The organism is Pseudomonas sp. Soil_N_39 (assembly GCF_057655955.1).
Genome location: NZ_JBDGLI010000007.1, coordinates 190,055 through 214,089 on the forward strand (window position 1 = coordinate 190,055; position 24,035 = coordinate 214,089).

At 60.5% G+C, this 24,035-nt stretch carries 20 protein-coding genes and 1 riboswitch; of the genes, 7 read left to right on the forward strand and 13 right to left on the reverse strand.

What is annotated here, in order from left to right; translation table 11 throughout:
• Positions 1–53: 53 nt before the first annotated feature.
• A complete protein-coding gene (locus AC3A5O_RS13095; RefSeq protein ID WP_305481332.1) occupies positions 54–575 on the reverse strand; it encodes a DUF4142 domain-containing protein in 522 nt (173 codons plus the stop codon).
• Positions 576–792: 217 nt separating this feature from the next.
• Here AC3A5O_RS13095 and AC3A5O_RS13100 point away from each other — a divergent pair, with 217 nt between their 5' ends.
• Positions 793–1,035 (forward strand): HP1242/YdcH family protein, encoded by a 243-nt coding sequence (locus AC3A5O_RS13100; protein ID WP_122568184.1) that lies wholly within the window; start codon positions 793–795, stop codon positions 1,033–1,035.
• Between the two features lie 149 nt (positions 1,036–1,184).
• Here AC3A5O_RS13100 and AC3A5O_RS13105 read toward each other — a convergent pair whose 3' ends face one another.
• The 4 genes from AC3A5O_RS13105 to AC3A5O_RS13120 all read right to left on the reverse strand — a co-directional run bounded on the left by AC3A5O_RS13105 (position 1,185) and on the right by AC3A5O_RS13120 (position 5,334).
• Positions 1,185–2,048, reverse strand: coding sequence for a LysR family transcriptional regulator (locus tag AC3A5O_RS13105; protein ID WP_305470493.1), 864 nt, complete (start codon positions 2,046–2,048; stop codon positions 1,185–1,187).
• Between the two features lie 271 nt (positions 2,049–2,319).
• Entirely contained in the window at positions 2,320–4,038 is a 1,719-nt protein-coding gene (locus AC3A5O_RS13110) for a hydrogenase maturation protein (RefSeq protein WP_487753261.1), read from the reverse strand.
• A 216-nt stretch (positions 4,039–4,254) separates the two neighbouring features.
• On the reverse strand, positions 4,255–4,572 hold the full coding sequence (locus tag AC3A5O_RS13115) for an SCP2 sterol-binding domain-containing protein (RefSeq protein ID WP_122568187.1): 318 nt from the start codon (positions 4,570–4,572) through the stop codon (positions 4,255–4,257).
• A gap of 51 nt (positions 4,573–4,623) precedes the next feature.
• On the reverse strand, positions 4,624–5,334 hold the full coding sequence (locus AC3A5O_RS13120; protein ID WP_305470495.1) for a histidine phosphatase family protein: 711 nt from the start codon (positions 5,332–5,334) through the stop codon (positions 4,624–4,626).
• Positions 5,335–5,560: 226 nt separating this feature from the next.
• On the opposite strand from AC3A5O_RS13120, the gene sohB reads away from it, so the two are divergent.
• Positions 5,561–6,592, forward strand: a complete 1,032-nt coding sequence (sohB, locus tag AC3A5O_RS13125) for a protease SohB (protein WP_122568189.1) — start codon at positions 5,561–5,563, stop codon at positions 6,590–6,592.
• Between the two features lie 336 nt (positions 6,593–6,928).
• Here sohB and AC3A5O_RS13130 read toward each other — a convergent pair whose 3' ends face one another.
• Both AC3A5O_RS13130 and AC3A5O_RS13135 read right to left on the reverse strand, forming a co-directional pair.
• Complete coding sequence (locus AC3A5O_RS13130; RefSeq protein WP_053121484.1) at positions 6,929–7,423, reverse strand: DUF934 domain-containing protein; 495 nt, start codon at positions 7,421–7,423, stop codon at positions 6,929–6,931.
• Complete coding sequence (locus AC3A5O_RS13135; RefSeq protein WP_122568191.1) at positions 7,407–9,065, reverse strand: nitrite/sulfite reductase; 1,659 nt, start codon at positions 9,063–9,065, stop codon at positions 7,407–7,409. Before AC3A5O_RS13135 ends, AC3A5O_RS13130 begins: the two co-directional genes overlap by 17 nt.
• 503 nt (positions 9,066–9,568) lie before the next feature.
• Here AC3A5O_RS13135 and AC3A5O_RS13140 point away from each other — a divergent pair.
• The gene (locus AC3A5O_RS13140) at positions 9,569–10,708 is read left to right on the forward strand and encodes an ABC transporter substrate-binding protein (RefSeq protein WP_487753262.1); all 1,140 of its coding nucleotides are present in this window, start codon (positions 9,569–9,571) and stop codon (positions 10,706–10,708) included.
• A gap of 86 nt (positions 10,709–10,794) precedes the next feature.
• Here AC3A5O_RS13140 and AC3A5O_RS13145 read toward each other — a convergent pair whose 3' ends face one another.
• Positions 10,795–11,013 (reverse strand): DUF2970 domain-containing protein, encoded by a 219-nt coding sequence (locus AC3A5O_RS13145; RefSeq protein WP_487753263.1) that lies wholly within the window; start codon positions 11,011–11,013, stop codon positions 10,795–10,797.
• 227 nt (positions 11,014–11,240) lie between these two features.
• On the opposite strand from AC3A5O_RS13145, the gene AC3A5O_RS13150 reads away from it, so the two are divergent.
• Positions 11,241–12,719, forward strand: coding sequence for a hypothetical protein (locus tag AC3A5O_RS13150; RefSeq protein WP_487753264.1), 1,479 nt, complete (start codon positions 11,241–11,243; stop codon positions 12,717–12,719).
• A gap of 130 nt (positions 12,720–12,849) precedes the next feature.
• Here the strand turns inward: AC3A5O_RS13150 and metH are convergent, their stop codons facing one another.
• Complete coding sequence (gene metH / locus AC3A5O_RS13155; protein ID WP_354336888.1) at positions 12,850–16,560, reverse strand: methionine synthase; 3,711 nt, start codon at positions 16,558–16,560, stop codon at positions 12,850–12,852.
• Between the two features lie 156 nt (positions 16,561–16,716).
• Between metH and AC3A5O_RS13160 the strand changes: the two genes are divergently transcribed.
• Both AC3A5O_RS13160 and nfuA read left to right on the forward strand, forming a co-directional pair.
• On the forward strand, positions 16,717–19,008 hold the full coding sequence (locus AC3A5O_RS13160) for a fatty acid cis/trans isomerase (protein ID WP_487753265.1): 2,292 nt from the start codon (positions 16,717–16,719) through the stop codon (positions 19,006–19,008).
• Positions 19,009–19,123: 115 nt separating this feature from the next.
• On the forward strand, positions 19,124–19,708 hold the full coding sequence (gene nfuA / locus AC3A5O_RS13165) for a Fe-S biogenesis protein NfuA (protein ID WP_003182850.1): 585 nt from the start codon (positions 19,124–19,126) through the stop codon (positions 19,706–19,708).
• Between the two features lie 361 nt (positions 19,709–20,069).
• On the opposite strand, the gene cobM is transcribed toward nfuA, so the two are convergent.
• From cobM to AC3A5O_RS13185, 4 genes are all read right to left on the reverse strand, one after another.
• Positions 20,070–20,816: a precorrin-4 C(11)-methyltransferase gene (cobM, locus tag AC3A5O_RS13170; RefSeq protein WP_122568196.1), complete on the reverse strand. Its 747-nt coding sequence runs from the start codon at positions 20,814–20,816 to the stop codon at positions 20,070–20,072.
• A gap of 77 nt (positions 20,817–20,893) precedes the next feature.
• Positions 20,894–21,298, reverse strand: a complete 405-nt coding sequence (locus AC3A5O_RS13175) for a cobalamin biosynthesis protein (RefSeq protein WP_122568197.1) — start codon at positions 21,296–21,298, stop codon at positions 20,894–20,896.
• On the reverse strand, positions 21,295–21,990 hold the full coding sequence (locus tag AC3A5O_RS13180; RefSeq protein ID WP_305481343.1) for a CbtA family protein: 696 nt from the start codon (positions 21,988–21,990) through the stop codon (positions 21,295–21,297). Before AC3A5O_RS13180 ends, AC3A5O_RS13175 begins: the two co-directional genes overlap by 4 nt.
• A gap of 11 nt (positions 21,991–22,001) precedes the next feature.
• A complete protein-coding gene (locus tag AC3A5O_RS13185) occupies positions 22,002–22,190 on the reverse strand; it encodes a CbtB domain-containing protein (protein WP_014338677.1) in 189 nt (62 codons plus the stop codon).
• Between the two features lie 101 nt (positions 22,191–22,291).
• Positions 22,292–22,514, reverse strand: a riboswitch (cobalamin riboswitch).
• A 251-nt stretch (positions 22,515–22,765) separates the two neighbouring features.
• Between AC3A5O_RS13185 and AC3A5O_RS13190 the strand changes: the two genes are divergently transcribed.
• Positions 22,766–23,185: a toxin-activating lysine-acyltransferase gene (locus tag AC3A5O_RS13190; protein ID WP_487753279.1), complete on the forward strand. Its 420-nt coding sequence runs from the start codon at positions 22,766–22,768 to the stop codon at positions 23,183–23,185.
• Positions 23,186–24,035: the final 850 nt, after the last annotated feature.

The following is a 24,035-nucleotide window of genomic DNA, read 5'->3' on the forward strand; positions in this document are numbered from 1 at the left end:
GCGCCGTTTTTTCTTGAGCGAGCCCTATGGCCGCTCAAGGGGCGGGCTAGCCGTTACTTGCTTGGATGGGCCGCCTGAAGTTTCTTGGCTTCCTCCAGGTGGTGTTGCAGGGCCGGCAGCATTTTTTGGGCGAACGCCTTGAGTTCGGTGTTGCCAGCTTTCTTGTCGTCGGTAACGGTGTTGGCTTCTTTCTTGAACAGCTCGATGGTTTCTTCGTGAGCCTTGACCTGATTGTTTGCGAAGGCCGCGTCAAAGGACTCATCGCGCACCTCGAGAATCTTCGCCTTGGCTTTCTTCATCAACGTGGTGTCGTCGGGCACTTCGATGTCATGTTTTTTCGCCAGCGCCTTCAGCTCTTCGTTGGCCTTAGTGTGGTCGGTGATCATCGTGTTGGCGAACGTCTTGATGTCCGCCGATTGGCTTTTTTCCAAAGCCAGTTTGCTGGTTTCGATTTCCGCAATGCCACCGACCGCCGCCTCGTCGACGAAGTCGTTGGACGTCGCGGCCCAGGCCATGCCCATGCTGGTGCTCAGGGCCACTGCCAGGCCGAGTTGACGCAGGATAAATGTGTCCATAGGTGAGTCTCCATACAGGTTGAACGAGCGATTCTTGTCGTCTCTGATCAATGGAGGGTTGTGCCCAGGCAAAGGTTTGATCGCCAAGCGATGCGGTACGACGAACGGTCACCGCTGGTCGGATTGGCGGTCGACAGAACCCCGTCAACGAGGCCATCCTGATAATCGACGGGCGTTGAAAGCACGCCTGCCACCGATCCATCAAAGGAGGTGTTCCATGCCGGTGTCCCACGATTTGTGCCAGGATCTCAACTACACCAAAGATCAAATTCAGCAAAAACGCAGCGAGAATCCAAGGCTCGACTCGTTACTTCAAAAATATTCTCAACTGGATGCCGAGGTGGTCGACGCCGAGAAGCCGTCCTCCGCCGCGCTGCCCGCCGAGGTTCTGGAGGCGCTCAAGAAGAAGCGATTGCTGATCAAGGACGAGATCGTGTCTCACATGCAGAGCGAGCGATAGAACCCGATCCTTCGTTTCGCGAAGGGCTGTTGTGGCCATAGCTTGCTCCCGCTGGGTTGCGTAGCTGCCCCTGGGTTTTGCGAGCGCTGCGCACTCGGACGGGGGCAAGCTCTGGCCACAACGGTTCCCATGCCTTGTCGCCCAACCTGTCAGGTCAATGGATCCCAGCGCTGCGACCAGTCGCTGCCGGTCTTGGCGATCTCTCGCAGCACTTCGAAGGCCTGCTGCAATGCCGCTGAATCCCGATCGCGGGAGTAGACCAGGTAGGTCGGGTAATTGAATTCCGGTGCCTTGGGCACCCGCTCCAGGATGCCGCTGTCCAGGTAGCTCTGCACGACCCGCGTGCGGAAGTAACCGCTGCCGCCGTTTTCCAGGATGTATTGCAGGGCCAGGGGGCCGAGGTTGAAGGTCACGGCGGCCTTGGCCTTGTCTGGCAGCGCGGTGTCGTGTTGGCGCCGGAAGTCCGCGCTCCAGTCGATGTACACGTAGGGCTCGGGACGGGCGGCCAGGCGCACCAGGATGAGTTTTTCTTCCAGCAGCTGTTCCACCTGCAGGCGCGGCCAGTATTCAGGCTGATAGACCACCGCCGCATCCAGCAGGCCCAGTTCCAACTGCTGCAGCAGTTTCTCGCCGTCGCGGATGTCCATGCGCAGGGCGTGACCGGGGATCTTCTGGCGCAGTTCTCTGGCCCAGGCGAGCATCAAGGGGTTGCACAGGCTGACCTCGCCTCCCAGATGCAGGACGTTGCGATAGCCTTCGGGCAGTGGCAAGTCCCGGCGGGCGGCTTCCCAGGTTTGCACCAACTGGTTGGCGTAAACCACAAAGGCCTCGCCGTCGGCGGTCAAGCGCGCGCCGGCACGGTTGCGCACGAACAGCGCACAGCCGAGCTGGCTTTCGAGCTTCTGGACCCGGGCGGTGATCGCTGTCTGGGTCACGTGCAGCTTTTCGGCCGCTGCGGCGAGGCTGCCGTGGCGGACGATTTCCAGGAAGGTGCGGGCGAGGTCGATGTCCATGTTCAGGCCGATGCGGGGGAAGCGGGCATTGTAAGAGCTGCCAAGCCTTCCCCGATACCGTAGTACCGTTCACAAGGCTTTTTCGATTCATTGTGGCGAGGGGATTTATCCCCGCTGGGCTGCGCAGCGGCCCCAAAACCAGGCAGCGCGATGTGCCAGGGAGATTGAGTTCACTGCTTTAGGCCTGCTGCGCAGCCCAACGGGGATAAATCCCCTCGCCACAGGGGGCATCGTTGTTCTTGAGTGAACAGTATTATCTCGATACCGGCTGTTAATCGACGGCTTGGACCTGTTTTGTCCGCGCCCAGGGCGCGACCAGGCGCTCGGGCGTACCGCAGGCCTTGTGCTTGAAGACGAAACGACGGCACTTGTCGGCGAAGCCGTGACGATTGTCCACCATGTCGCGGCGCATCTGCGCGAGTTCGTCATCGCGACACGCCTGGATCGCCGACAGGCTTCGTTCGGCCTTGCGCACCCGGATGCTTTCATAGGTCGGATCAAGCAGCGCGCGGTTGGCTCGTTGCAATAACCACAAGCCAAACTCGTCGGGGCAACGCGGACCGATCTCCTGGATCATGCCGTAGCGCAACGCCTGTAGCGTGCTGATGGGCAGGCAGTCCTGGGTGAGTTTCCAGGCCATGTCCGGACCGACCGCGCGGGGCAAGCTGTAGGTCCAGTATTCAGAGCCGTACAGGCCCATGGTCGCGTAATGAGGATTGAGCACGATGTCACGGCGCGCCAGCACGATATCGGCGGCCAGGGCCAGCATCACACCACCGGCCCCGGCGCTTCCCGTCAGGCCGCTGACCACCAGTTGCCGGGCGCTGAACAACTCCAGGCAAACGTCGTCGATGGCTTGTATGTTGGCCCAGGCTTCCAGGCCGGGTTCGGCGGCGGCCTGGATTACGTTCAAGTGCACGCCGTTGGAAAAGCTGCCGCGCCCGCCTCGAACCAACAGCACCTGAGTGTCCCGGGACTTGGCCCAGCGCAATGCCGCCACCAGGCGCTGGCATTGCTCAGTGCTCATCGCGCCGTTATAGAACTCGAACGTCAGCTCTCCGACATGGCCACATTCCCGGTAGCGAATGGGTTGATAGGGCTCGTCGCTGAACGGCTCACGGGCCAGGGAGCTGTCGAGCACCGGGATGCCTTCGAGGCGGCTCGACAGTACATGGCGCGCCGGGCGCTTGAAGGTCTGTTCGCCGAACTGCGGTTTGCGGCGCAGGGCGCCGATCCACAGGCTGGCATCCCCGGTTGCCACCAGCACCGCATCGTCACGTACGGCCAACAGCTCGCCGGGCAGGCCGTGGCGAACGTCCGGGTGGGCGTCGTACAGGTAAAACTGTTCGCCGGCCAGGCTTGCGAGCACACCGGGTTGACCGTCCGCGGCGTCGATGCTGCGCTTGATGAAACCGGTGCTGTCGTGCCAGCTGAAGCTGCGATCGTCCTGGGTCATGTTCGGTTGCAGGCGTCCGATCACGTCATGGCGGCCATAGTCCAACGGTACCGGGACGAAACCACCAAGGTATTTTTCCGCGACCTCGCGGATGCAACGAATGGCCGCGTCGCTGACCGGGCCGTTATACAGCTCCGATTTGCGCAGGCCTTTGGGCAAGTCGAATTCGCAGGTGGCCCACACGGGCCCGGCGTCCATTTCCTCCACCGCCTGCAAAGCGGTGACGCCCCAGCGCTCGGGTTGCCGGGTGATCGCCCAGTCCAGGGCACTGGCACCGCGGTCGCCGACAATCCCCGGATGAATGATCACCACCGGCCGCCGTGGGTTGCGCCACAACTGCTCGGGTACGCGGTCCTTGAGAAACGGACAGATCACCAGGTCGGCGCCGCTTTCTTCGATTTGTCGGCAGACCGAGGCCGGATCGGTGAACAGCACCACGCTGGGGCGATAACCGGCCTCGCGCAGGTCCAGCCAAACACGTTGGGTCAGGCCGTTGAATGCGCTGGACAGCAGAATGATCTTCAGTGGGGGCATGAGTCTCTCTTCCTTGAGATGAGCGGGCGCAGGCTCCCGATGAGCCGTCCCTGGCCTTGATGGAAGCGCTACGTTAGCGGTTGGAGGACGCGCAGGAACTGACAGGGATCAAGGTTGTGTACGGGGCGAAATCAAGGAAGGGCAAAAACACGAATCCCGCCACGGGGGCGGGATTCGTTTGCAATCAAAGGGCTCGCGAGGAAGGCGAACTCAATCTCAGGCTGGGAACAGCTCGGACAGTTTCATCGACAGCATCATGTCGCCTTCAACGCGCAGCTTGCCGCCCATGAATGCCTGCATACCATCGGTATCGCCGCTGACGATGCCCTTGAGGGTTTCGCTGTCCATGATCAGCGTGCAGTTGGCATCGACATTCTCGCCTTCCTGCAGTTCGCAGGTGCCGTCCTTGACGATCAGGGCGTACTGCTTGTCCTCGTCGGTGATGTTGAAACCGAATACCAGGTCCAGGCCGGCAGCGGCGGCTGGGTTGAACTTGGCTTTCATGGCTTGTACGGCGTCGGCTACGGAGGTCATGGTTTCGATCCTTATTTGGGTGGTACAGCAAGGGTCTACAGTAATCCGGACTCAGCGAAAGGTGATGAGGTCCGGGGCCTTCAGCAGTTGCAGGTGGGCATGGCTGTTGAAGGAAGCCAGGGCCACCTCGCGGCCCCTGAATTTCAGGTGGTTGAGCGAGGTGTTGACGATTTGCCAGTTCAGTTCGAAGGCCTGTCGGGCCGGTATCTGGGTGATCAGGTGGAGCAGGGCGGTGATGGTGCCGCCGGAGGTGAACACGGCGATCTTGTGGGTGCTGTCGGCTTGCTCCAGGATGCGCTGCAGGCCCGCCTGGACCCGCTCGACGAACCCCAGCCAGCTTTCGAGACCGGGTGGGTCATACCGGCCGCTGAGCCAACGCTCGACGATCAGCACGAAGATGCGCTGGAATTCGGCGCGGTTCTGCGCGGCGTTGCGCAGGATATGCAGCGCCTCGGGCTCCTGAGGGAGCATGTCCGGCAGCAGGGCGCGAATGACCGCGTCGGCATCGAACTCGTTGAACGCCGGGTCGATTTCCAGCTCGGGGACCGGCATGCCGGCGGCGGACATCTGGCCCAGCGCACCGACGGCGGTATCCTGTTGGCGCCGCAGGTCACCCGAGAGGCAGCGGTCGAATACGACACCGAGCTCGGCCAGATGGCCGCCGAGCACTTGCGCCTGACGTACGCCATTGGGCGAGAGGACATCGTAGTCGTCCGCACCAAAGGAGGCCTGGCCATGTCGAATCAGATAGATACTGCCCACGTCCGCGTCATCCCGGTACGTTGAAGGTTTGGCGAGGTTATGGGGATGGCGGTGAGCTGTCAATGAAAAAACATACGCTTGTTTGAAATGTCCGTTGCAGCCTTGTCTTGCCTCGCTCGCGTCAAGGTAACCATAGGTTTCTTGGCTGGTCGCGGCGCAGGCGCATGGGTATGCTGGGACCGTTACGCGCCTGCGTTCAGTGGCGCATTGCATTTAAGGAGTTGCTGTGGAGTTTTTCATCGAGTACGCCGGTTTCCTGGCCAAGACCGTGACGCTGGTGATCGCCATCCTGGTGGTGCTGGCCAGTTTTGCTGCGCTGCGCAGCAAGGGGCGGCGCAAGTCGTCCGGCCAGTTGCAGGTGAGCAAACTCAACGATTTCTACAAGGGGCTGCGCGAGCGCCTGGAGCAGACGCTGCTGGACAAGGATCAGCTCAAGGCCCTGCGCAAGGCCGAAGGCAAGGCTGAAAAGGCCGGGAAAAAAAGCAAGGACAAGCCGGCGGCCAAGCCACGGGTGTTCGTGTTGGACTTCGACGGTGACATCAAGGCCTCGGCCACCGAGAGCCTGCGTCATGAAATCACCGCGCTGCTGACCCTGGCAACGCCCAAGGATGAAGTGGTGCTGCGCCTGGAAAGCGGCGGCGGCATGGTCCACAGCTACGGCCTGGCCTCGTCGCAACTGGCGCGAATCCGTCAGGCCGGCGTGCCGCTGACCGTCTGCATCGACAAGGTCGCGGCCAGCGGCGGCTACATGATGGCGTGCATCGGCGAGAAGATCATCAGCGCGCCCTTTGCGATCCTGGGCTCCATCGGCGTCGTCGCGCAATTGCCCAACGTCAACCGTCTGCTGAAGAAACATGACATCGATTTCGAAGTGTTGACGGCCGGCGAATACAAACGCACGTTGACGGTGTTCGGCGAAAACACCGAGAAGGGCCGGGAGAAATTCCAGGAAGACCTGGACATCACCCATGAGCTGTTCAAGAACTTCGTGTCCAACTATCGCCCGCAACTGGCCATCGATGAAGTGGCGACAGGTGAAGTCTGGCTGGGTGTCGCGGCGCTGGGCAAACATTTGGTGGACGAGCTGAAAACCAGCGATGAGTACCTGGCCGAACGGGCCAAGGGCGCCGAGTTGTACCACCTGCACTACGCCGAACGCAAAAGCCTGCAGGAACGCATTGGCATGGCGGCCAGTGGTTCGGTGGATCGCGTGCTGCTCAGCTGGTGGAGCCGCCTGACCCAGCAGCGGTTCTGGTAATTCGGGAGCGGGTTCACCGCTAACCCCTGTGGGAGCGAGCTTGCTCGCGATAGCGGCGGCACATCCAACAGAGATGCAAGCTGACCCACCGCCATCGCGAGCAAGCTCGCTCCCACAGTGGGTCTGAGGTGGGCTGAAGCGCCGGGCTCACCGCTATCTCTTTGTGGGAGCGAGCTTGCTCGCGATAGCGGCGGCACATCCAACAGAGATGCAAGCTGACCCACCGCCATCGCGAGCAGGCTCGCTCCCACAGGGGGCGGTGGTGGACTCAAGACACCGAAAACAAAAAAGCCCTGAACCGGCACACCCGGATCAGGGCTTTTTCATGGGGCTGTTTCAGCGACGACGGAACAGTGGCAGCGGCTCGTCAGTGGCAGCCTGGTAGGTCACCGAGAAGTCCTTGAGGCTTTCGAGGGCTTCGTAAGGGTCTTTGTCGGCGCGCAAGGCAAAGGCGTCGAAACCGCAACGGCGCATGTAGAACAACTGGTCACGCAGCACGTCGCCAATCGCCCGCAGTTCACCCTTGAAGCCATAGCGGTCACGCAGCAGGCGGGCGTTGGAGTAGCTACGTCCGTCGGTGAAGGCCGGGAAGTTCAGGGCGATGACCTGCAACTGATTGGCGTCGTCGCCGATCTCCTCGGCTTCCTCGTCGGCGTCCAGCCACACACCCAGGCCGCCGTCGCGGGCCTTGAGGGCGTGGGCATGATCGCGCCACAGGGCCAAGGGCACGATCAGGTCGTCACAGTTGGAGATGCCATCGAAGGTCGCGTCCTTGGGCAGCAGGTGCCAGGTTTCGTCGATGACCTCGTTGTTCTTAATGATTCGCTGCATAGACGCGTTCCTTGAAGAGGTCGATGCCAATACGTTGGTAAGTGTCGATGAAGCGCTCGTCTTCGGTACGTTGCTCGATGTACACGTCGATCAGCTTCTCGATCACGTCAGGCATGTCATCCTGAGCAAACGACGGGCCGAGGATCTTGCCCAGGCTGGCGTCGCGGCTACCGCTGCCGCCCAGGGAGACCTGGTAGAACTCTTCGCCTTTCTTGTCCACGCCCAGGATGCCGATGTGGCCGACGTGGTGGTGACCACAGGCGTTCATGCAGCCGGAAATGTTCAGGTCCAGCTCGCCGATGTCAAACAGGTAGTCCAGGTCGTCGAAACGACGCTGGATCGATTCGGCGATAGGGATCGACTTGGCGTTGGCCAGCGAGCAGAAGTCGCCGCCGGGGCAGCAGATCATGTCGGTAAGCAGGCCGATGTTCGGGGTGGCGAAGCCTTGCTCGCGCAGCTCGCCCCACAAGGTGAACAACTGACTCTGTTCAACGTCCGCCAGGATGATGTTCTGCTCGTGGGAGGTGCGCAGTTGGCCGAAGCTGTAGCGCTCGGCCAGGTCGGCCACGGCGTCCAGTTGCTTGTCGGTGATGTCGCCCGGCGCGACGCCGGTCGGCTTCAGGGACAGGGTCACCGCGACATAACCCGGCTTCTTGTGGGCCAGGGTGTTACGGGTGCGCCAGCGGGCGAAGCCTGGGTGTTCCTTGTCGAGGGCCGCCAGCTCTGCGTCCTGGTTGCCCAGCGCTTTGTACTGCGGGTCGACGAAGTGTTTGGCGACGCGATGCACTTCGGCCTCGGTCAGGGTGGTCTGGCCGCCACGCAGGTGAGCCATCTCGGCTTCGACCTTCTCGGCGAACACCTCAGGGGTCAGGGCCTTGACCAGGATCTTGATCCGCGCCTTGTACTTGTTGTCGCGCCGGCCGTAGCGGTTGTACACCCGCAGGATCGCATCGAGGTAGCTCAGCAGGTCCTGCCACGGCAGGAACTCGTTGATGAACGCGCCGACCACCGGGGTACGCCCCAGGCCGCCGCCCACCAATACACGGAAGCCCAGCTCGCCGGCCGCGTTGTAGACCGTCTCCAGGCCGATGTCATGGACTTCGATGGCCGCACGGTCCGAGGTCGAGCCGTTGATGGCGATCTTGAACTTGCGCGGCAGGTAGGCGAATTCCGGGTGGAACGTCGTCCACTGGCGAACGATTTCGCACCATGGCCGCGGGTCGATCAACTCGTCGGCCGCGACACCGGCGAACTGGTCGGTGGTGACGTTGCGCAGGCAGTTGCCGCTGGTCTGGATCGCGTGCATCTGCACGGTGGCCAGCTCGGCCAGGATCTGGGGCACATCTTCCAGGGCCGGCCAGTTGTACTGGACGTTCTGCCGGGTACTGATGTGGGCATAGCCCTTGTCATAGTCACGGGCAATTTGCGCCAGCTTGCGCACCTGGCGCGAAGTCAACTGGCCGTAAGGCACAGCCACGCGCAGCATCGGGGCGAAGCGCTGGATATACAGGCCATTCTGCAAGCGCAGAGGGCGGAATTCTTCTTCGCTCAGCTCGCCTGCCAGATAGCGTCGGGTCTGATCACGGAACTGCTTGACGCGGTCCTCGATGATTCGCTGATCGTACTCGTCATATACGTACATATAAGTCTCGGTCTCAGGCTTGGGCCGATCAGAAACAGCTGCATGTTGGCTCGCTGGAATCGGGTTCTGCCTCGGCAATTCTGCGCGCACGGCCGCGCACTCCTAGGGGAGCCGGTGCAAGATACCTGTTTTGAGTTATGCGCAAAAGTGATGTTTGAGTATATGTAAAGAACCAAATCGACTAATGAGATTGATTATTGCCTAACCCACATTTGTCGTACGGGCAATCATCGTCTTAACTGTGGTCGAGTCCCTATGCAATCACCTACAAAACCGACAAGAGGCGATGCAATGAGCAATCCGACCAAAGCAAGGAAAAGCGACAGTACTGTTGATGCCTGGGCCATTTTGTTCCTGATTATCCTGGTGGTGGGCACCGCAGTATTCTGGGTCAGTCATCAATAAGTTCGAGCCGTTGCAGGCCACATGAAGGTCTCGTGTTCATGTGCCCGTTCGCCACCCGGGTCGTTATACTGGGTGGCGTATTATTCGGGGCGGGCGGGATGTCGAAGTTTATCTGCAGGCTATTTGGGCTGTTATGCCTGTCATTCTGGGCTCAAGCCCAGGCCGCCAGTGCGGTGTCTGCTTCGGCCGAGGTTTTGGCCGCCGGGTCGGTTGCCCCTTCAGTCGTGTTCCTTAACCCGGGGCACTCCACCGAGCCCTTCTGGGTCAACTACACCGAATTCATGCAAGCGGCGGCAAGCGGACTGGGTTTGCGGCTGCGCGTGGAATATGCCGAGCGCGATCCCCAGGCGATGATTCGCCAGGCACGCGAAGCCGTCACGGCGAAAGACCGTCCAGACTACCTGGTATTGGTCAACGAACAGTATGTCGCCCCGCGAATCTTGCAGTTGGCGCAGGGCAGTGGGGTCAAGCTGTTCCTGGTGAACAACACCTTGACCAGTGACCAGAGTCGCCTGCTGGCAGAGAGCGGTAACCCGCCTCCCGAGCTGCTAGGCAGCCTGGTGCCCAACGACGAACGCAGTGGTTACCTGATGCTCAAGGAACTCTTGCGCCAATACGGGCCGCTGGCGCCTGGGCAGACGCTCGACTTGCTGGCCTTTTCCGGGAGGAAATTCACCCCTTCGGCGCAACTGCGCGAGAAAGGCCTGCTCCGGGCGTTGGCCGAGCACCCGCAAGTGCATCTGCGTCAATTGGTCTATGGCGAGTGGAGTCGCGAACGGGCTCATGATCAGGCGAGCCAGTTGGTCAAGCGCTATCCGCGGACCGAGCTGGTCTGGTCGGCCAACGATGAAATGGCCCTGGGTGTCATGCAGGCGTTCGAGGAGGCAGGTCGCCAGCCAGGCAAGGATGTGTTGTTCAGCGCGATGAACAGCTCCAGGGCGGCCCTCCAGGCACGTATCGACGGGCGCTTGAGCGTTCTGTTCACCGGTCATTTCAGCTTGGGTGGCTTTGCCATGGTGCTGCTCCATGATCACGCCCGAGGCGTCGACCTCGCACGCCACGGCGGCTACAACCAGCAGGTCGACCTGATGCAATCCCTCGATCCGGCCCGCGCCCGCATTTGGTTGAACATGAATCCCGCCAAGGACTACCGCCTGGACTTCAAGCGCTTCAGCCTGGTGTCCCACCCGGATGGCGAGCGCTATGCCTTTTCGCTCGATGCGCTGGGGCGTCGCTAGTACGGCGGCTCAGTACGGGAGGGGAGACGGGCAATGTGACTGTTTCGGTTCGAAAGAGACCGAGTTCCATACTGTGCAGATACGTTCTATACACCCGCAAAGTACAGCACCAAATTGACGATCCCATACAACGTCAACCCGAAAACCATCGTAAACAGGATGCCGAGGACTATGAAGTGACTCGGTTTGCCGTGGGTGAAGTCGCGGGCGCGGTTCTTGCCGCTTTGCACGCCAAAGGCCGCCGCTCCCACGCTGTGGAGCATTTGCCAGAGGGTTGGCGGCTTGTTGTCGACTGGATCGTCCATAAATCCCTCGTCTGCCATGTGTTTGGGACAAGCATAGACAAAAGATCGCAGCCTGCGGTAGCCCAATCGTCAACGACTGGCGTTGACCTTCAAGGTGTTTGCTCCGGCCGAGGTGAATAGCGGAATCCAAATCTTGTGAACCTCTCGTCGCCACTGTCATTTCTGACAGTGGCTGTCCAGGTGTAATGGGATCAGCCTCACGGTTCTTGTCATACAAGGACTACGCAATGAACATTGGAAATTCGTTCGCAGCAGCGGGTTTTTCCCGTTTGGCTGCGCTTGCGTTTGCGCTCGCTCTACCCAGCCTCGTCAGCGCGACAACCAATAGTCGTGAGGAATCGCCACAAGCAACGTCTTCCAGCGTGTATGCCGATGTGATCGGTAGCGCACGCTTTGAGCGTTCGGCGATCAAGGTTGAGCAGGGTTATACGGTAGAAAGCGGCAATTTATATACTCGTGACGGTGATACTGGCTCATTGGTGGTGGTCCGGTCACCTAGCGGTTCCGTGACTGTAATAGTCAATTCTCCCGACAAGCGCGGTTTGTTGACGGTCAATGCTCAAGGCAAAAGCACGTTTACTGAGGAGCCAATTACCGATGCCGACGCCCGGGGAAATGATGTAATCGAATCAGGCGAGCCAATGGGCCTCGATTCGAAAAAAGCAGGGGAGCATCGGTATGTCGATATTCTTTTTGCTTACATACCTTACGTTCTCGGAAAATTGGACGCCGATGCGATAGCTTATGCGTTAGCACAAACTGAAACTGTTAATCTCAGCCTACGCAATTCTCGGATAACCGACGTGTCCCTGAGACTTGCTGCGGTTACTGTATTTGATAACAGCAATAGGGTTCTTGACACGTCGTCTGAAGGGCTGAGTAATTGGCAAAGCCTTTTAAGTCCTTACAGAGCGTTATACAAAACCGATGTCAGTGCCGCCATTACCGGATCAGACGCCGAGGCGGGTAGGGCGTATCGACCAGGATACACAAGTGTTAATGCTTGGTGGGCACCCACGACGTTCGCTCATGAAATAGGGCACAACGCTGGAGGGCATCACTGCTTCCTTCAAGATGGGGTCAACTATAATTTCGGCCATGACAACGGCAAGACCAAAACCAATCTGTGTTATGGCGATCGTGCTTTTTATTATTCGACGCCTGATGTCCTTGATGCGCATGGTTTGCCATTGGGTAATGCAAAAACTGCCGATATGGCTCGAGTTTGGCGGGAAAATACCACGCGTCTGACTGGTTATAATGCAGAGCTGCCAGGGCTGCGTATGATGCTTGTCAGTCCATCTGGGGCGCCAACAGAAGCGATATCGGAACTGGACATTCCATTGCCCGATATTTCCTTGTTCCCAGCGGGTGTCGTTGCATTGAACTCATCTGTGGGGCCCGTTGAATTAATACCGATTCCAAACAGTACCTGGACTCGATTGAATGTGCCATTGCGAAGTGCGGGAGGAAGCGATGTTGCCGTGGTACTGCAGGGGCAGCGGGTACGAGGGGTCTGCGAAACAAACATGAATGTGACTAATTGTAAGAGCAAACGGGCAATGAGTCTTCGGATAAGATATAACCCTGCGGATAATCCGGGACTGGCAGGTTATTACAATGGGCTCCTGAAACTTGAAGCCAGAAGCCCGGATCTCACCAGCTGGAAGGTACCCATTAATATCGCAATTTCAGTCAAGAGGTAGAGTGGACGTTATACGTCTTGCATATGTGCAGCATTTGCCAGAGGGTTGGCGCCTTGTTTTCAGACGGTTCGTCCATGATGCTCTCCATACGCAAGGTCGTGTGTGGAGAGCATAGCCAATCCCCGCGAACTTAGTTGTCGTAACCCAAATTCGGCGCCAACCAGCGCTCCGTCACACTCAAGTCCTGACCTTTACGCGCGGTATAGCTCTGGACCTGGTCCTTGTCGATCTTGCCCACGGCGAAGTATTGCGCCTGGGGATGGGCAAAATACCAGCCGCTGACCGCTGCCGCCGGGAACATCGCGTAGTGTTCGGTGAGGAACACGCCGCTGCGCCCGGCCTTCAGTTCGCTGGCCTCGGGGTCGAGCAGGCGGAACAAGGTGGCTTTCTCGGTGTGGTCCGGGCAGGCTGGGTAGCCGGGGGCAGGGCGTATGCCGGTGTACTGCTCCTTGATCAGCGCCTCGTTGTCCAGGCTCTCTTCCTGGGCATAACCCCAATGCTCCTTGCGCACCTGTTGGTGCAGCCACTCGGCGCAGGCTTCGGCCAGGCGGTCGGCCAGGGCCTTGACCATGATCGAGTTGTAGTCGTCGCCGGCCTCCTGGTAGGCCTTGGCGACTTCTTCGGCGCCGATGCCGGCGGTGGTAATGAAGCCGCCAACGTAGTCGGTCACGCCGCTGTCCTTCGGCGCGACGAAGTCGGCCAGGGAAAAGTTCGGCTTGCCGTCGGTCTTGATGATCTGCTGGCGCAGGTGATGCAGGCGCGCCAGTGGCTTGCCGTCGTCGCCGTAGACTTCCAGATCGTCGTCATGCACCTGGTTGGCCGGCCAGAAGCCGAACACGGCGCGGGCGCTGATGAGTTTCTCGTCGATCAGCTTGCGCAGCATCGCCCGGGCATCGGCGTACAGTGCGGTCGCCGCTTCGCCGACCACTTCGTCGGTGAGGATGCGCGGGTACTTGCCGGCCAGGTCCCAGGAGATGAAGAACGGTGTCCAGTCGATGTATTCGGCCAAGACGTTCAGGTCGATGTTGTCCAACACCTTGGCACCGGTGAAAGTCGGCTTGACCGGCTGGTAGCTGCTCCAGTCGAACTGTGGCTTCTTGGCCACGGCGGCGGGGTAGCTCAGGCGTTCGGTGCGGGCGCTACGGTTGGCCGTGCGTTCGCGTACGTCGATGTAGTCCTGGCGGGTTTTCTCGACGAACGCCGGCTTGAGCTCCTTGGACAACAACTGCGTCGCCACGCCCACGGCACGGGAGGCGTCGGTGACGTAGATCACCGCGTCGTTGCTGTACTTGGGCTCGATCTTCACCGCCGTGTGGGCCTTGGAGGTGGTGGCGCCACCGATCATCAACGGCAGATGGAAGTCCTGGCGCTGCATCTCCCGCGCCACATGCACCATCTCATCCAGGGACGGGGTGATCAGGCCGGACAGGCCGATGATGTCGCATTTCTGCTCCTTGGCCACCTGCAGGATCTTCTCCGCCGGCACCATCACGCCAAGGTCGACGATGTCATAGCCGTTGCAACCGAGCACAACGCCGACGATGTTCTTGCCGATGTCATGGACGTCGCCTTTGACCGTGGCCATCAGGATCTTGCCCTTGGCCTCCGGCTTGTCGCCTTTTTCCGCCTCGATGAACGGGATCAGGTGGGCCACGGCCTGCTTCATCACACGGGCGGACTTGACCACTTGGGGCAGGAACATTTTGCCGGCGCCAAACAGGTCGCCGACGATGTTCATGCCGGCCATCAGCGGGCCTTCGATGACCTCGATCGGCCGGGCGAACGACAGTCGCGATTCTTCGGTGTCTTCGACGATGTGGGTGGTGATGCCCTTGACCAGCGCATGCTCCAGGCGCTTGTTCACTTCCCAGCCACGCCATTCCTCGGTTTCGGCTTCCTTGACGCTGCCGTCGCCCTTGTACTTGTCGGCGATGGCGAGCAGGGCGTCGGTGCCTTCGGGGGTGCGGTTGAGGATCACGTCCTCCACGGCGTCGCGCAGTTCCACCGGGATCTGGTCGTAGATCTCCAGTTGGCCGGCGTTGACGATGCCCATCGTCAGGCCCGCGCGGATCGCATACAGCAGGAACACCGAGTGGATCGCCTCGCGCACCGGGTTGTTGCCGCGGAACGAGAACGACACGTTGGACACGCCGCCGGAGGTCAGCGCGTACGGCAGTTCGTCGCGGATGTAGGCGCAGGCGTTGATGAAGTCCACGGCATAGTTGTTGTGCTCTTCGATACCGGTGGCGACGGCGAAGATGTTCGGGTCGAAGATGATGTCTTCCGGCGGGAAGCCGACTTCATTGACCAGGATGTCGTAGGAGCGCTTGCAGATTTCCTTCTTGCGCGCCTCGGTGTCGGCCTGGCCGGCTTCGTCGAACGCCATCACCACCACGGCGGCGCCGTAGCGCTTGCACAGCTTGGCGTGATGGATGAACTGCTCGACGCCTTCTTTCATGCTGATGGAGTTGACGATGCCCTTGCCCTGGATGCACTTGAGGCCCGCCTCGATCACTTCCCATTTGGAGGAGTCGATCATGATCGGCACCCGGGAAATGTCCGGTTCGCCGGCAATCAGATTGAGGAAGGTCACCATGGCCTTCTTCGAATCGAGCATGCCCTCGTCCATGTTGATGTCGATCACCTGGGCGCCGGCCTCAACCTGTTGCAGGGCCACTTCCAACGCTTCGGTGTAGTTGTCCTCGCGGATCAGCCGGGCGAACTTGGCGGAACCGGTGATGTTGGTCCGCTCGCCAACGTTGACGAACAGCGAGCTGCGATCGATGGTGAACGGTTCCAGGCCCGACAGGCGGCAAGCCCGGGGAATTTCCGGAATCTGCCGTGGCGCATAGCCGGCCACGGCCTTGGCGATGGCTTCGATGTGCGCCGGGGTGGTGCCGCAGCAGCCGCCGACAATGTTCAGGAAACCGCTCTGGGCAAACTCTTCGATGACCTTGGCCGTCTCGGCCGGCAGTTCGTCGTATTCGCCGAATTCGTTGGGCAGGCCGGCGTTGGGGTGGGCCGAGACGTGGGTGCTGGCCTTGTTCGACAGCTCTTCCAGGTACGGGCGCAATTCGCTGGCGCCGAGGGCGCAGTTCAGGCCCACGGAGATCGGCTTGGCGTGGGCCACCGAGTTCCAGAAGGCTTCGGTGGTCTGGCCGGAGAGGGTGCGGCCGGAGGCGTCGGTGATGGTGCCGGAGATCATGATCGGCAGTTCGACGCCCAGTTCTTCGTAGACGCCTTGCACGGCAAAAATCGCCGCCTTGGCGTTCAGGGTGTCGAAGATGGTCTCGATCAGGATCAGGTCGGCGCCGCCTTCGATCAGGCCTTTGGTGGCCTCGGTGTAGTTCTCCACCAGTTCGTCGAAGGTCACGTTGCGGTAGCCGGGGTTGTTCACGTCCGGCGACAGCGAGCAGGTGCGGCTGGTCGGGCCGAGCACGCCAGCGACGAAGCGCGGCTTGTCCGGGGTTTCCAGGGTCTTGGCGTCGGCTACCTGGCGGGCCAGGCGCGCGCCTTCCAGGTTCAGCTCGTAGGCCAGGCCCTGCATGCCGTAGTCGGCCTGGGACACCTGGGTGGCGTTGAAGGTGTTGGTTTCCAGAATGTCGGCGCCGGCATCCAGGTAGGCTTTTTCAATGGCACCGATCACGTCGGGACGGCTAAGCACCAGCAAGTCGTTGTTGCCTTTGACGTCGCTCGGCCAGTCGGCGAAACGCTTGCCGCGGTAGTCCTGTTCTTCCAGTTTGTAGCTCTGGATCATCGTGCCCATGCCGCCGTCGAGGATCAGGATGCGTTCCTTGAGGGCTTGCTGGAGAAGATAAAGGCGAGCGCTGCGATCGGACATAGGACTACCTGGAAAAAAAGACCATTACGAAGGCCGGGATAATAGCAAACCTGCGTAGGATTTGATCATGAGGGACTTTTGCATGAATATCGCTCATGTTTGCAAGGCGATGCTGGCCCGGTAGAATCGGTGGATTATCTCTTAGGGACCCGAGACATGCCGTACCGCGTCTTATTCGGCAGTCTGTTGCTGTCGTTGTCTTTTAGCGCAGCCGCCGGGAATCCCGCTCCCGCGATCTCCTACACCCGCGACATCCAGCCGATCTTCACGGAAAAATGTGTGGCCTGTCATGCCTGCTATGACTCCGCCTGCCAGTTGAACCTGGGCAGCGGCGAAGGTGCGGCACGGGGCGCGAGCAAGCTGTCGGTGTATGACGGCGAGAGGGGCCAGGCGGCCGATCCGACCCGCTTGTTCTATGACGCCTCTGGCCCGTATGCCTGGCAACGCAAGGGCTTCTATTCTGTGCTCGACGCCCAGGGCAGCCAGGCTGCGCTGATGGCGCGCATGCTGGAGTTGGGCCACCGCACGCCGCTGCAGCCCAACGCCAAGCTGCCGGAAGACATCGTGCTCGGGCTCAACCGGGACAATAGCTGCCCGATGCCGGGGCAATTCGACGAATACGCAGGCAGCCATCCCAAGGAAGGCATGCCCCTGGCCGTCACCGGCCTGACCGACCAGCAATACCAGACCCTGCAGCGCTGGCTGGCCGCCGGCGCACCCATCGATCAGCAGGCCCTGGCCCCAAGTGCCGCCGAAGCCTTGCAAGTGGTGCAATGGGAAAACCTGCTCAACGCCCCCGGTGCCCGGGAAAGCCTGGTGGCTCGCTGGTTATTCGAACATTGGTTCCTGGCGCACATCTATTTCAAGGACGGCGAACCGGGGCATTTCTTCCAATGGGTGCGTTCGCGCACGCCCACGGGCCAGCCCATCGACCTGATCAACACCCGCCGCCCGAACGATGATCCCGGCACCCGCGTCTATTATCGGCTCTGGCCGGTGCAAGGGGTGATCGTGCACAAGACCCACATCACCTACGGCTTGAGCGCGGCGAAGATGGCGCGGATCAAGAGCCTGTTCTACAGCGGCAAGTGGCAGGTCGCCGCGTTGCCGGGATACGGTCCGGAGCGCCGGGCCAATCCGTTTTCCACCTTCGAAGCGATCCCGGCCCAGGCCCGCTACCAATTCATGCTCGATAACGCCGAATATTTCGTGCGCACCTTCATTCGCGGGCCGGTGTGCCGGGGCCAGATTGCTACCGACGTGATCCGCGACAATTTCTGGGCGCTGTTCCAGGACCCCGAACACGACCTGTACATCACCGACCCGAACTACCGCGGTCAGGCCACGCCGCTGCTGGCGATGCCGGGGCAGAACGATGACGTGGGCAGCGTCCTCAGCCTGTGGCTCGACTACCGCGACAAACGCAACGAGTACGAGGCCTTGCGCCGCGACAACTATGCCGAGCTGCCGGCGCCGAGCTGGTCGACGCTGTGGGCCGGCAACGACAACGCGCTGCTGAGCATTTTCCGGCATTTCGACAGTGCTTCGGTCACCAAGGGGCTGATCGGGGAGGTGCCGCAGACGATGTGGTTGTTCGACTTCCCGTTGCTGGAGCGGACCTACTATCAGTTGGCGGTGAATTTCGACGTGTTCGGCAACGTCTCCCATCAAGCCCAGACCCGGTTGTATTTCGATTTGATCCGCAACGGTGCGGAACAGAACTTCCTGCGCCTGATGCCGGCCGACTCCCGGGAAGGCTACCTTGACGATTGGTACCAGGCCGGTGGCAAATTCAAGATGTGGCTCGATTACGAGGCCATCGACGATGACAAGCCGACCGCCCTCAAGCTTGACGAGCGCGACCCCAAGGGTGATTTCACCCAGCAATTGCTGGCCCGTTATGGCGAGTTGAACGCGCGCCCCGATCCGATCAACCGTTGCGACGGCGCCTATTGCTCGCGTCCGAACATCGACCCGACGTTGCAAAACGCCGAGCAGGCCCTCAGTCGGCTGGTGTCACGCCCGGCGGCGGGGCTCAAGGTGATCGACCAACTGCCGGAAGCGACCCTGTTGCGTATCGAAACCGCCAGCGGTCACCGAGAGATCTACAGCCTGCTGCGCAATCGTGCCCACAGCAACGTCGCGTTTCTGCTGGGTGAGGAGCGGCGCTACCAGCCGGGGCTGGACACGCTGACGGTCTACCCGGGCGTGCTCAGCAGCTATCCGAACTTCATGTTCAACATTCCGGCCGGGCAAGTGCCGGCATTCGTCGAAGCCATGCAAGGCGCCCAGGATGGGCCGGCGTTTGAGCGGATTGTCGAGCGCTGGGGGATTCGCCGCAGCCATCCGCAGTTCTGGTACTACTTCCATGACCTGAGCCAGTACATCCTGGAGACGGAGCCCGTGGAAAGCGGTGTGCTGGACATGAATCGCTACCAGAACCTTTGATCGGCCTGTCCGGCGGCAGACCCCCTGCCGTCGGACGCTTTCCTGACAAAAATACTAGGACTTTGTCCGGCGCCATGATTGGCGTAAACTGCCGGCAAGCCTGCGAGGAGTTTCCATGACCGCCATTACCATTACCGATGCCGCCCACGATTACCTGGCCGACCTGCTGTCCAAGCAGAACACCCCGGGTATCGGGATCCGCATCTTCATTACCCAGCCCGGCACCCAGTACGCAGAGACGTGCATTGCCTACTGCAAGCCGGGGGAAGAAAAACCTGAAGACACTGCGTTGGGGCTCAAGAGCTTCACCGCGTACATCGACTCGTTCAGCGAAGCCTTCCTGGACGATGCGGTGGTCGACTACGCCACCGACCGCATGGGCGGCCAGCTGACCATCAAGGCGCCGAACGCCAAGGTGCCGATGGTCAATGCCGACAGCCCGGTCAACGAGCGCATCAATTATTACCTGCAAACCGAAATCAACCCGGGGCTGGCCAGCCACGGCGGCCAGGTTTCGCTGATCGACGTGGTGGAAGACGGCATCGCCGTGCTCCAGTTCGGCGGCGGCTGCCAGGGCTGCGGCCAGGCTGACGTGACCTTGAAGGAAGGCATCGAGCGCACCTTGCTCGAGCGCATTCCGGAGCTCAAGGGCGTGCGCGACGTGACCGACCATACGCAGAAAGAAAACGCTTACTACTGATAGGCGTGCGCTGCGAACAAGACACTGTGGCGAGTGCGCTCGCTGTTAGAGCGGGTGCAACGCTTCTGTGGCGAGGGAGCTTGCTCCTGCTCGATTGCGCAGCAATCGCCAGAGTAGTCTGATGCATTTCTCGTGATAGATGCAGGGATTGCCTGGGGACCGCTTCGCGGTCCAGCGGGAGCAAGCTCCCTCGCCACAAAAGCTTCAGTGATCGGCTCGTAATTGGTGGACACCCGCCGCCCCTGTGGGAGCGAGCTTGCTCGCGATAGCGGTGGGTCAGCCTGCGATGATGTTGAATGTGCCGCCGTCATCGCGAGCAAGCTCGCTCCCACAGGGGGATTCCGGTGGATTCTCTAGCGGGTCAAGGCCGGTAGAGATGCGCATGCCCGGCGCGGTACAGCGACGATTCGCTGAACACCTCATTACCCAGCACACGCCCCACCAGAATCAGCGCCGTACGGCGAAAACCCTTGGCCTGCACCTTCTCGGCGATATCAGCCAGCGTCCCCACCACCCAATCCTGATCCGGCCAGCTCGCCCGGTGAATCACCGCAATCGGGCAGTCGGCGCCGTAGTGGGGGAGCAGTTCATCGACGATTTTTTCCAGGTGATTGACCCCCAGGTGAATCGCCATGGTCGCCCCGTGCTGCGCCAAACTGCCCAGTTCTTCCCCAGCAGGCATCGGGGATTTGTCGGCGTAACGGGTGAGGATCAGGCTCTGGGAGATGTCCGGCAAGGTCAGTTCGGCGCCCAGCAGGGCTGCGCAGGCTGAGGTCGCAGTCACGCCCGGGATGATTTCGAAAGGGATGCCCAGCTCCCGCAGACAACGAATCTGCTCGCCGATGGCGCCGTACAGGCTCGGGTCGCCGGAGTGCACCCGGGCCACGTCCTGGCCCTTGAGGTGGGCGCTCCTGATCAATTCTATGATCTGTTCCAGATGCAGCTCGGCGCTGTTGATCACCTGTTCGGCACAGTGCCCTTCGAGAACGGCGGTCGGCACCAGCGAGCCGGCGTAGATGATCACCGCGCACTGGCGGATCAGTCGCTGGCCTTTGACCGTGATGAGGTCCGGGTCGCCGGGGCCGGCGCCGATGAAGTACACGGTCATGACCGGCTCCTGTGGAAGGTGGGTGAGTGGCGCCCAGATGAAGAACGCTCATGATCCTGGACGCCGATTATCGGGATTTACGCCACGACCGCCAATGCCAACGTGCTCATGGGGCCTCTCTGACGAGGAACCAGCAGCGTTGCGGGCGGCGTACCCAACTGGTCGGCCAAGGCCAGGGCAGCGCTTTCGGCGATGCCGTAGCAACCGGTTCGCTCGAAGGCGATCTCGGAGCGGTGACTGAGCCGTTGCTCGTAGCCCGACAACTGTTCGGCACTGAAGCAGGTCAGCGGCAGGGCTAGTTGCCCGGCCAGTTCCAGCAGTCCGGGCTCGTCACGTTTGAGGTCGATACTGGCCAAAGCCCGCACCTGGTGAAGCCCGATGCCGTGGGCCAGCAGCGTCTGTTCGAGCAGCGCTCGCAGCGTGCTGGCCGGGCAACCGCGTTGGCAGCCCAGGCCGATCACCAGGATCGGCTCGGTGCTCATGCGTCGTGGCGGGCCTGACCGTCACGGCGAAACAGCCAGGCGCTGATCAGGCCCAGGGCCAGCCAGAAGGCGACGTTGGTCACCTGCGAGGCGATCTTGAACTGGCTTTCCAGCGCCTCGGGCGCCAGCATCGAGTGGACTTCAGGCTGCGGTGCGCCGATGACGTGGGGCACCAGCAACGTCGCCACACCCAGCACCTTGAGCAGCCAATGCCGGCCGAAGGCGATCAAGGCAATGCCCACCGCCGTGGACGCCGCGGTGCCGATCCACCACATCTGCCGCTGGGCCAGGTCGGCCGCCGCCGTGCCAGGCAGTTCCGGCGGCAGACCAAGCGTCGGCGCCAGAACGAACGTGGCGTAACCGGCCAGGCCCCAAAGCAGGCCCTGGGCGGTGCGAGTCGGTGCGCGCAAGGTGTACAGGCCCGCCAGCATCAGGGCGAAACCCACCGCGACTACCAGGTTGCCGCCAGTGGTGGACAGCACGCGTTGCCAGCCGTCTTCCGGCTCCCAGGCTTCGGCGTCATGGCTGTGGGCGGCCCCGTCGGCGTGTTCATGGACCTCGGTCGCCGGGGCTTTCTCGAAGGTTTCCGCCTGGAGAATCAGCGGCGATACCCAGAAACTCTGCAGCAGGGTCAGCAGCAGGGCCGCCAGCAAGCCACTGAAACCGGCGGTCTGCGCGATACGCTTGATCATGTCGTCAGTTCTCAGTGGCACGGGAAGGCGGCGCTGTGGCGGGTATCGTGGGCGGCGTTGTGCACCGCTTCGATGTGGGAGAAACCGGCGAAATAGACCAGTCCCGCGCCCAGGATCGAAGCCAGGATCGCGGCGCTCAGGCGTTGGCTCAGGGTGGTGGTGCTGCTGGCGGTGCGGGCGGTGCTGCTGATGGTCGACATGGCGCTTCCCTCTGTTTTTGTTCCGTGGGGGATGCGAGCGCAATGAGACCTCGGGCGAAAGCCTGCCAAGGTTCGAACAGCGCCCGCCCACCGCGGGTTTGTTGATGCTTGAGTCATGGGCCGGTCTCCGGGCTCGCGAGGGGCCGGGCTTGTGCCTGGCCTGCAAGCGTCACCTTCCCATGTCCTTGGACACAGTGGTTCAGACGCTTCGCTCGCTTACCGTTGCGGGGGCAGCACCGGACTGACGTGGCTTTGAAGTAAAGCACACGATTCACCGGTTTCCCGTTTCACCCTGTGAAGGGCACCCGTAACTAGGCGCACAGGAGAGCATGGGCGGGGGGCGGGCGTCAATTGGCGAGGTGCCGCCTACCCCTACACATGTAGGGTATTCATCCAGCATTAAGTGATATTTAATTCACTTCAAGTCAAAGCGGTGATGTTAGTCAGGCGACTCAGTCATGACCCTGTTTTTAAAGGCATTTGAAATTAGTGAGCCGCAGTTAGGAGGTGTCTAGGTGAAGATGGAATTTGATCTGCGGACTGAATGCCGCTGTTCGATAACTGAAGAGAAGGCAATGTTTTTTGGGTTCGCAAGCATGGTCATGTTTATGTGTAGGCGGTATTCCACCTTTCGGATGCTGACATTGGATTTCTGGTTGTCGCCTGCAATTGATCATAGGCAGATAGTGTTTTTCTTTGATCGTGTTGGGCTGCCCAGGGGGTATGTGACTTGGGCGTACCTGGCGCCTGATTCCGAGGAGCGCTTGCTCACGGATCCAGAGTTTTTGCTTCACCCTTCGGAGTGGAACGAAGGGGGTAGAACTTGGATTATTGATTTTTGTTTTCCTGTCGGGGGTGCAAAAGAGGCTATAGGGAGGATGAAGGAGATTTTCCGAGGGGAGGGTGTTGATAGGGTTTACTGGGCTCGCAAACGTCCCTGTGCCGCACGTTGCGGACGTTTAAAGAACTGTTCGATGAAACTGCGGGACTTTTAGATTTTCAAGGGGCAATTAAGGTTGTTTAGTTGGTGTTTTTTAAAGATTTGCTGGCGGTGGCGGTAAGCTAATTTACTGGAACCGCTTTATTGACCGAAAGGAGATATGGAAATGCGTGATTTGACGTTGGCTGAAATCGAGATGATCAGTGGGGCTGTAGGTCCATTGGGGGCAGTCGCTGGCGCTGCAGCAGCGGGGGCGGGGTATGTTGGAGCCCAGGCAGGAAGCGGTTCGCCGGCCACGTGGACAGGAGCGGGGGCGGCCATGGTGGGTGGCGCGGTAACTGGATTTTTTACGCCCGCTACCACCGCACAAGCAGCCGGGGCAGCGATGATAGGTTTTTATGGGGGGTTGGCGGGAGGGTACGTAAGTAGGGGGCTCGGAAATACTGGTGCCTAGTTTCTTAGCTTGAATTCGCAGATGGAAGTCCAAGATTGCACTGCGTGGCTGCGTGGCTGAATGCGGGGTGGGCTTCTATCGCGAACGTTGGCTTGTAACAGATGACTGCAAGATCGTGGTTGGGTTTTTTTAGTTTGGTGATGTTCAGGTTTGTTTGCGTTGGTGTGAATGTTTTTTTTGTAAATTGGTATGGGTGTCAGTTAATTATTGAGGAGGTGGGGTGGGCGCGTTTTTTTGGAGTGAGCTCTGTATGGTGTTGGGTACGGGTGGAATATGGGGAGGGGTGGCGCTTCTTGTGATGATGGGTATCTGTTTGTTGATAAAAAAAATTGCTGGGTTTGAATTTTCTCAGCCAGTTAAGTATCTGGCTTTCATGGGAGGGAGCTTCATCATAGTGCGCATATGTTCAGAGAGTATGCCTATCCGTTTGTGTGGCTGAATGGCTGGTGAT

Bases quoted from the DNA above. Each gene is read 5' to 3' on its own strand.
- AC3A5O_RS13095 (WP_305481332.1), bottom strand. From the start codon at position 575: ATGGACACATTTATCCTGCGTCAACTCGGCCTGGCAGTGGCCCTGAGC.
- AC3A5O_RS13100 (WP_122568184.1), top strand. From the start codon at position 793: ATGCCGGTGTCCCACGATTTGTGCCAGGATCTCAACTACACCAAAGAT.
- AC3A5O_RS13105 (WP_305470493.1), bottom strand. From the start codon at position 2,048: ATGGACATCGACCTCGCCCGCACCTTCCTGGAAATCGTCCGCCACGGC.
- AC3A5O_RS13110 (WP_487753261.1), bottom strand. From the start codon at position 4,038: ATGCCCCCACTGAAGATCATTCTGCTGTCCAGCGCATTCAACGGCCTG.
- AC3A5O_RS13115 (WP_122568187.1), bottom strand. From the start codon at position 4,572: ATGACCTCCGTAGCCGACGCCGTACAAGCCATGAAAGCCAAGTTCAAC.
- AC3A5O_RS13130 (WP_053121484.1), bottom strand. From the start codon at position 7,423: ATGCAGCGAATCATTAAGAACAACGAGGTCATCGACGAAACCTGGCAC.
- AC3A5O_RS13135 (WP_122568191.1), bottom strand. From the start codon at position 9,065: ATGTACGTATATGACGAGTACGATCAGCGAATCATCGAGGACCGCGTC.
- AC3A5O_RS13140 (WP_487753262.1), top strand. From the start codon at position 9,569: ATGTCGAAGTTTATCTGCAGGCTATTTGGGCTGTTATGCCTGTCATTC.
- AC3A5O_RS13145 (WP_487753263.1), bottom strand. From the start codon at position 11,013: ATGGACGATCCAGTCGACAACAAGCCGCCAACCCTCTGGCAAATGCTC.
- AC3A5O_RS13150 (WP_487753264.1), top strand. From the start codon at position 11,241: ATGAACATTGGAAATTCGTTCGCAGCAGCGGGTTTTTCCCGTTTGGCT.
- metH (WP_354336888.1), bottom strand. From the start codon at position 16,560: ATGTCCGATCGCAGCGCTCGCCTTTATCTTCTCCAGCAAGCCCTCAAG.
- AC3A5O_RS13160 (WP_487753265.1), top strand. From the start codon at position 16,717: ATGCCGTACCGCGTCTTATTCGGCAGTCTGTTGCTGTCGTTGTCTTTT.
- nfuA (WP_003182850.1), top strand. From the start codon at position 19,124: ATGACCGCCATTACCATTACCGATGCCGCCCACGATTACCTGGCCGAC.
- cobM (WP_122568196.1), bottom strand. From the start codon at position 20,816: ATGACCGTGTACTTCATCGGCGCCGGCCCCGGCGACCCGGACCTCATC.
- AC3A5O_RS13175 (WP_122568197.1), bottom strand. From the start codon at position 21,298: ATGAGCACCGAGCCGATCCTGGTGATCGGCCTGGGCTGCCAACGCGGT.
- AC3A5O_RS13180 (WP_305481343.1), bottom strand. From the start codon at position 21,990: ATGATCAAGCGTATCGCGCAGACCGCCGGTTTCAGTGGCTTGCTGGCG.
- AC3A5O_RS13185 (WP_014338677.1), bottom strand. From the start codon at position 22,190: ATGTCGACCATCAGCAGCACCGCCCGCACCGCCAGCAGCACCACCACC.
- AC3A5O_RS13190 (WP_487753279.1), top strand. From the start codon at position 22,766: ATGTTTTTTGGGTTCGCAAGCATGGTCATGTTTATGTGTAGGCGGTAT.